The sequence below is a fragment of the Huintestinicola sp. genome (assembly GCF_051882455.1).
Taxonomy (GTDB): Bacteria; Bacillota; Clostridia; order Oscillospirales; family Ruminococcaceae; genus Huintestinicola.
The window spans coordinates 1-7,436 of sequence record NZ_JBJERV010000069.1; the positions used below are offsets into that span (position 1 = coordinate 1).

Annotated in this window: 6 protein-coding genes; 3 read left to right on the forward strand and 3 right to left on the reverse strand. The window is 47.1% G+C overall.

Going from position 1 to position 7,436, the window contains the following annotated elements:
- The first annotated feature begins 88 nt into the window (after nucleotides 1-88).
- The 3 genes from ACI4J0_RS09020 to ACI4J0_RS09030 are packed head-to-tail and all read left to right on the forward strand — an operon-like array spanning nucleotide 89 to nucleotide 6,015.
- On the forward strand, nucleotides 89-1,174 hold the full coding sequence (locus tag ACI4J0_RS09020) for a hypothetical protein (protein WP_439765482.1): 1,086 nt from the start codon (nucleotides 89-91) through the stop codon (nucleotides 1,172-1,174).
- 26 nt (nucleotides 1,175-1,200) lie between these two features.
- A complete protein-coding gene (locus ACI4J0_RS09025; RefSeq protein ID WP_439765483.1) occupies nucleotides 1,201-3,057 on the forward strand; it encodes a 5'-nucleotidase C-terminal domain-containing protein in 1,857 nt (618 codons plus the stop codon).
- 39 nt (nucleotides 3,058-3,096) lie between these two features.
- The gene (locus ACI4J0_RS09030; RefSeq protein ID WP_439765484.1) at nucleotides 3,097-6,015 is read left to right on the forward strand and encodes a response regulator; all 2,919 of its coding nucleotides are present in this window, start codon (nucleotides 3,097-3,099) and stop codon (nucleotides 6,013-6,015) included.
- A gap of 95 nt (nucleotides 6,016-6,110) precedes the next feature.
- Here the strand turns inward: ACI4J0_RS09030 and ACI4J0_RS09035 are convergent, their stop codons facing one another.
- The 3 genes from ACI4J0_RS09035 to ACI4J0_RS09045 form a co-directional block, all read right to left on the reverse strand.
- Nucleotides 6,111-6,686 (reverse strand): rhomboid family intramembrane serine protease, encoded by a 576-nt coding sequence (locus ACI4J0_RS09035; RefSeq protein ID WP_439765485.1) that lies wholly within the window; start codon nucleotides 6,684-6,686, stop codon nucleotides 6,111-6,113.
- A gap of 75 nt (nucleotides 6,687-6,761) precedes the next feature.
- Nucleotides 6,762-7,043 (reverse strand): 50S ribosomal protein L27, encoded by a 282-nt coding sequence (rpmA, locus tag ACI4J0_RS09040; RefSeq protein WP_178724439.1) that lies wholly within the window; start codon nucleotides 7,041-7,043, stop codon nucleotides 6,762-6,764.
- Nucleotides 7,044-7,077: 34 nt separating this feature from the next.
- Complete coding sequence (locus ACI4J0_RS09045; RefSeq protein ID WP_439765486.1) at nucleotides 7,078-7,389, reverse strand: ribosomal-processing cysteine protease Prp; 312 nt, start codon at nucleotides 7,387-7,389, stop codon at nucleotides 7,078-7,080.
- Between the last annotated feature and the right edge of the window lie 47 nt (nucleotides 7,390-7,436).

A 7,436-nucleotide genomic window follows, 5' to 3' on the forward strand; every position in this document is an offset into this window, starting at 1 on the left:
AGCAATGCCGATTCGGACAATCCCACCGAGATAAGCAGACGCCGCTCCTAAAAAAGAATGAACACATATCATTTTGGAGCACAATGATATGTGTTCATATGATCTTCCTGTAGAAATGTTTACAAACGGAGAAGCAGCTGTTATCCGTGCGGGCGGCTCAAATACGGTAGCATTTCAAAATCAGGGCGTTGACGCTGTTTTCCTTCCTTATTTCGGACAGGACGGAGAAAAGTGGCTCCTTACATATCCTGCATTCCAGGTCGCGCTGAACAAGGATCTGGAGAAGGACAATACACGCCGTGAAAAGGCTTTGCAGGTGCTTAGCGTTATGCTTTCCGAGGACGGTCAGAACACTCTTGCAAAGGGAGAAGATGTTATTACCTACAGCCAGAATGTTGAGCTTCAGCTTTCTCCTTATCTCGAAAATCTGAAACCTCTTATCAATCAGAACCATTTGTATATCCGTATTGCCTCGAACGACTTCTTTGCGGTGTCAAAGGACGTTGTTTCCAAGATGATACAGGGAGAATATAATGCCGAGCAGGCGTATGATGCATTTGATGCACAGCTGAAGCAGCCAAAGGAGGATACTGCCGCAACAGTACTTACCATTGACCGTACCTATTCAAACGTGTTCCACCAAAACGGCGGAAATGAAGCATACTCCGTTATGGCAAATACCCTGCGCGGATTTTACGGCAGCGATGTGCTTGCTGCACCTGCATACAGCTTTACGGGCTCCGTTTTCAAGGCTGATTATTCCGAAAAAATGACAGGCAATATGATAACACCCAATCCCCTCTGTGCATGGCAGTCTGAAATGACAGGCGAACAGCTGAAAGAGCTTGTCAGAGCGTATGTGGAGGGCTATGAAGGAGGCATTGCGCCTTTTAACCGAGGAGCTCTGCCTGTTGTCAGCGGAATGTCGATCGAGGTGCAGGAAGAAGGCGGAAAATATACTCTTCTGCGTGTTCTGAGGGACGGCAGGGAAATCGGTGATGAAGATACATTTAAGGTTACCTGTCTTAATATACCGTCATATTTCACTTCATTCCTCGAAGACGAAAACCGTGTGTTTGAAAAGGAAGAGGACAGAGTAAAGGTAGCATGGACAGCATATATAAAAGACGGCGGCACATTGGCTGAGCCTGAAAATTATATTACACTTAAGTAAACGGCTTTGGCTGATGAGGAGAATATATGAAAAAAAGAATTATAGCCGCACTGATGATACCCGTGTTGCTTCTCAGCGTCACGGGATGCGAAAAAAATAAAACAAATGACACGGTTGAGATAACTATGTACCTGTGGGACAAGTCTATGTGCAGTGAGTTTACCCCGTGGCTGGAGCAGAAGTTCCCGGAAATAGACTTTACATTTGTTGTCGGATACAATACTATGGAGTTTTATACCGATCTTGAGGCGAGGGGAGCTTTGCCCGATATAATAACCTGCCGCCGTTTTTCTCTTAACGATGCTGCACATTTGTCCGATATGCTTATGGACCTGAGTCAGACCGATGTGGCAGGCAGCTTTTACGACAGCTACATTGAGAATAACAGAGAGCCGGGCGGTGCAGTACGCTGGCTGCCCATGTGCGCAGAGGTTGACGGATATATTGCAAATGCAGATCTGTTTGAGGAATACGGAATAGCTCTGCCAACAAACTATGCGGAATTTGCGGAAGCCTGCCGTAAATTTGACGAGCTTGGACTGCGGTGCTATGTGAATGACTACCGTGAGGACTATTCCTGTATGGAGGCACTTCAGGGCTGTGCTATCCCCGAGCTTATGACAATGGACGGCACAATGTGGCGAACGGAATATGAGAGTGAGACCGTTGACGGTCAGGTGGGGCTGGATAAAAAAGTATGGTCTGCTGTATTTGATAAGTTCGAGCAGTATATGAAGGACACTATGATAAGACCCGAGGATATAGAAATGTCCTTCGGCGAAATGAAATCGGGACTGCTTGAGGGCAAAACCGCTATTATTAGGGGTACTGCGGGGGACTGTGCCGTACTCAGAAAAGAAGATGGTATAAATACTGTAATGCTGCCCTATTTCGGGGAAACCTCCGAGGATAACTGGCTCCTGACATATCCTACCTGTCAGGTGGCTGTAAATAAGGCGGTTGAACAGGACGCCAAAAAAACAGACGCAGTCGGCAGGGTGCTGGAGGCAATGTTCAGCGAGGAAGGTCAGCGTCATGTGGCTGCGGATAATGCCGTGCTGAGCTACAATAAAAATGTGAATATTGAGATAAATGATGTTTTTTCACAGGTAAAGGACTGTATAGACAGCAACCATCTGTATATTCGTCTGGCGTCCACCGAGATGTTCGCTGTTTCAAAAAATGTTGTCTGGAAAATGATGACAGGGGAATACGGCGCAAAGGGAGCCTATGAGGACTTCAATGCTCAGCTTACTGCGGCAAAGGATAATGAGTCTCCCGAGATCATTACAGCTCAGAATACAGCTTATGACTATGCTTTCGGCGAGCATGGCAGTCCTGCCGGTTCCGCTGTTCTGAACACCGTACGCAGACAGTGGGGGAGTGACGTTGCTGTCGGTTATTCCAGCGTCGCAGCGTCCTCCGTGTTTGAGGGTGAATATTCAAGGCAGCAGCTTAACCGTCTTATGGCAAACCGTCTGGTATTCAGAAGCGGCGAGCTTACGGGAGCGGAGCTTAAAGAGCTTATGGAATGGCTCGTAAATGCAAAAGAGGACGGCTCAAATCCTATTCGTCACAAAAATCTTATACCCGTAACAAGCGGTATGGAGTACGAGCTGACCGACAATGGCGACGGCACCTATACACTTGGAGAGATAACAATAAATGGTACTGCCATTGATGATAATAACGTTTATACAGTGATGTCGATAGGCGATAATGACTTTATCGAATCACCCATTTACTGCAATTGTCCTATGCCTGCGGAGCTTAATGAGAAAATGACGGTCATGGAAGATAATATTTACTCGTTATTTGTTTCCGCTCTTGAAGGGGGCAGACAGCTTGAACCGCCTTCCGGATATGTTACTGTTTCGAGGTAATGCATACGCTGAAGATCTGATGAAAAGGAGAATTATATAATGAAAAAACGGCTGAACGCAGTCATTGCTGCTGTCATACTGTTGGTCGGGATCGCTGCGGTCAGCGTACGTTATTACTCTTTCGTATCGCAGACAATATATTCGGAAAGTATTTCCCATCTTACGGAAATTTTTCATCAGGCAAATCGTTCCCTGAATGATCTGATAGGCAGAAACTGGACAAATATGCACCTGTGGGCAGATTATTTGCAGGATATTTCCGATGAAAAGCAAATTGAGGATTTCATTGCCCATGCGAAGGAAGAAACAGGCTTTACCGATTTCTATTTTATTTCGCGGGAAGGAAATTATCGGACGGTAAGTGATGAAACAGGCTATCTTGACCTTAAAGATGAATTGCCCGAACTTATTCTTCATGGCAGGGATATGGTCGTAAATTCCGTTGTTCCCGGAAAGCCGCAGATAATGGTGTTCGTTACTCCTGCCGTACAGGGAACATATAAGGGCTTTGCCTATGAGGCAATTGCAGTAAGCTTCAACAACTCCGATATGGTGAATGCTCTGAAAATATCTGCTTTTGACGGTCATTCAAGCAGCTATGTTATCCATTCCGACGGACGCGTGGTGGTGGATAACGCTGTCCGGAAGCAGCAGGACATTTATAATTTCCTGGCTATGCTGACAAAATACTCGGATATGAATACCGATGAGATAGACAGGCTCCAGCAGGATCTCAAGGAGGGAAATCATGGAGCAACTGTTGTCAGCCTTGGAAAAACAAGCTATTATCTTATATATGAGTCGGCGGATTTTGAGGACTGGACGGTCGTTGGTCTTGTGCCGACAGATATTGTAAACGCAAGCATGAACAGCCTTCAGTCAAGCACACTGATGCTGGTAGCGGGTATAACGATCAGCATTGCAGCGCTTATGATAGCATTTGTTATCAGACAAAATCAGCTGAAGCTGAAAAAGAAGGATACTGAGATACTTTATCGTGATGAGCTGTTTTCAAAGCTGTCCGTTAATGTAGACGATGTTTTCCTTATGCTTAATGCAGAGGATCTGCGTGTGGACTATATCAGTCCGAACATAGAAAAGCTTATGGGCATACCCGAAAAGCAGGCTCGTGCCAATATCCATGCCATGGACCACCTTGTTAAGCATGATGATACTGTCAGGGTGCTTGATAAGCTGCCCGAGATACTTCCCGGCGAGCAGGGCGAATGGGACAGAGAATATGTTCATCAGAAAACAGGCGAGGTGCGCTGGTTCCATGTTATCGCGCTTTGCAGCGATATCCAGGGCGAGAAAAAGTATATCATGGTAATGTCCGACCGCACAAGGGACAAGAAGATAAATCAGGCTCTTGAGGACGCGGTAAATGCGGCACAAAGCGCAAATAGAGCGAAGAGCACATTCCTCAGCAATATGTCCCACGATATCCGTACACCGATGAATGCAATTATCGGATTTACCACTCTTGCAAGCGCAAATGTGGGCAATGAGGAGAAGGTAAAGGATTATCTCTCAAAAATACTGTCATCGAGCAATCATCTGCTTTCCCTTATCAACGATGTGCTGGATATGAGCCGTATCGAGAGCGGAAAGATACATCTTGAAGAAACTGAGGTAAATCTTTCGGAAATACTCCATGACCTTAAAACTATCGTCAGCGGTCAGATACACGCAAAGCAGCTTGAGCTTTATATGGATACCCTTGATGTTGTCGATGAGGACGTGTACTGCGATAAGATACGCCTTAATCAGGTGCTTTTAAATCTGCTGTCAAATGCGATAAAGTTTACCGCTCCGGGAGGTACGGTATCGGTACGGGTCTCTCAGCTTCCGAATGCTGCGGAAGGGAAGGGACTTTATGAGTTTTGCATAAAGGACACCGGTATCGGTATGAGCAGGGATTTTGCCGAGCGTATCTTCAATCCCTTTGAGCGTGAACGCACATCGACCGTAAGCAAGATACAGGGCACAGGTCTCGGTATGTCCATTGCGAAGAACATTGTGGATATGATGGGAGGTACCATTGAAGTATATACCGAACAGGGCAAGGGTACGGAATTTGTTATCCGCATCGAGCTGAGGCTGCAGTCGGAACACAGAAGCTCTGAGAAAATTACTGAGCTTGAAGGCCTCAGGGCACTCGTGGTCGATGATGATTTCAACACCTGCGACAGCGTTACAAAGATGCTGCTGTGTGTGGGAATGAGGTCGGAGTGGACCGTATCGGGCAAGGAGGCAGTCCTCAGGGCAAGACAGGCAATAGAGGTGGACGATGCTTTTCACGCTTATATTATCGACTGGCGGCTGCCCGATATGAACGGTATCGAGGTCACAAGGCAGATACGGTCTCTCGGAGACAATACACCGATAATTATCCTTACAGCATATGACTGGACGGATATTGAAGCGGACGCAAGAGCAGCGGGAGTTACCGCATTCTGTTCAAAGCCCATGTTTATGTCCGACCTGCGTGAGTCCTTGCTTAACGCGCTTGGTCAGCAGAAGGCAAAGGAAGAAGCTGTACTTCCCGTTACAGAGGAAACGGATAATTTCAAGGACAAGCGCCTGCTGCTGGTCGAGGATAACGAGCTTAACCGTGAGATAGCATATGAGATACTTAATGAATACGGTTTTATTGTGGATACAGCTGAAAACGGTAATGAGGCAGTGGACAGGATATCTGCTTCAAAGCCCGGTGATTATGACCTTGTGCTTATGGATATCCAGATGCCTGTTATGGACGGCTATGAAGCAACACGCCGCATAAGGTCGCTGGAGGACAGTGCATTGTCTGCTGTGCCCATAGTTGCGATGACAGCCAACGCCTTTGATGAGGACCGACGGGCAACTGCTGAATGCGGTATGAACGGCTTCATTTCAAAGCCCATAAATATGGAGGAAGTTATTGCGGTGATTCACAGTACACTAGCAAAGGTATGAGCATTTTCGCTGTTTTCCGATGATGTGATGATATGTGCAAAAAGCTGAGGGAGCTGAACTCAACAAGTTCAGCTCCCTGACTTTTTACGGAATAGTTATTCTTTAAGATGTCCCTTGCCGATGAGCCAGCCGAACAGACAGCCGCAGCCGCCGCCGATGATATGAGCCATCTGGGAGATGTTGTCCTGTGCGAAAATGCCGTTGATTATTTCCGTGCCGAGATACAGCACCGCCACAAAAATAAGGGTGAGGGGTATCTCGCCGCTTCTGCTGTTGGCAAAGGAGCTGAGAAGTATCATCATAAACGCAACGCCGCTGGCACCCAGCAGGGCAACGTGAGGAAAGAAGATAACGTTTATAAGCCCCGTAACAAGGGCGGTGAACGCTATCATCACAAGCAGCCTTTTGCCGCCGTATTTCTCCTCGAGCATTGGTCCCACAAGGAGTATAATGGTGAAATTACCCATAAAATGGCTCAGGTCGGCGTGACCCAGAACGTGGGTGAAGAGCCTTACGTAAAACAATGGGTCGGCAAAAGAGCTTTTGTAGACCGAGAAAAGCAGCTTTGTTGAGGCGCTGCCGGTCATCATTCCCAGAATGACCGCCGCCAGCGACAGCAGAGTGAACGTGAGGACAACGGGGGAGTTGTACGTTACCTTCGGCAGCTTCATATAATTTCATCCTTTCTTATGTACAAAAAAGCCGTTTTTACTTTTCGGTAAAAACGGCTTCAAGCTTTGTGCAGATTACTCGGCAGCGTAAACGCTTACCTTCTTGCGGTCCTTGCCAACGCGCTCGAACTTAACAGTTCCGTCGATAACAGCGAAAATTGTGTCATCGGAACCAATTCCAACGCCTGCGCCGGGATGAATGTGTGTACCTCTCTGACGAACGATGATGTTGCCGGAAGTTACAAACTGACCGTCAGCTCTCTTAACGCCAAGTCTCTTGGACTCGGAGTCACGTCCGTTCTTAGTGGAACCCATACCTTTTTTATGAGCAAAAAACTGCATAGAAATTCTGATCATTGCGGTATCCTCCCTTTCAATGTAATAGAGATCGTCACTTGACGATGATCTGTATGCTGCGGGGATATTCCTCGGATATGAAGCCCAGATGAGCCTTGAAGGACTCAAGAAGCTTCTCCGAATATCCGCAGCCTTCGTTTTTCAGCCTGAGAGTCAGCGTGTTTTCCAAAACGCATACCTCTGCCTCGTCTCCGAAAAAATCGGTGATAGTGTTGCAGGTAAGCTCGGCAGCAGAGGAGACCGCAGCACAGGCAACATCATTGCCCGCTGTTCCGCAGCCTGCGTGACCCGTCAGTGAAAAACCCGATAAGCGGCCGTTTTCAGTGTAAAAAACAGCTTTTATCATGCCTTGATAGCGTCGATTCTTACCTTAGTGTAGGGCTGTCTGTGACC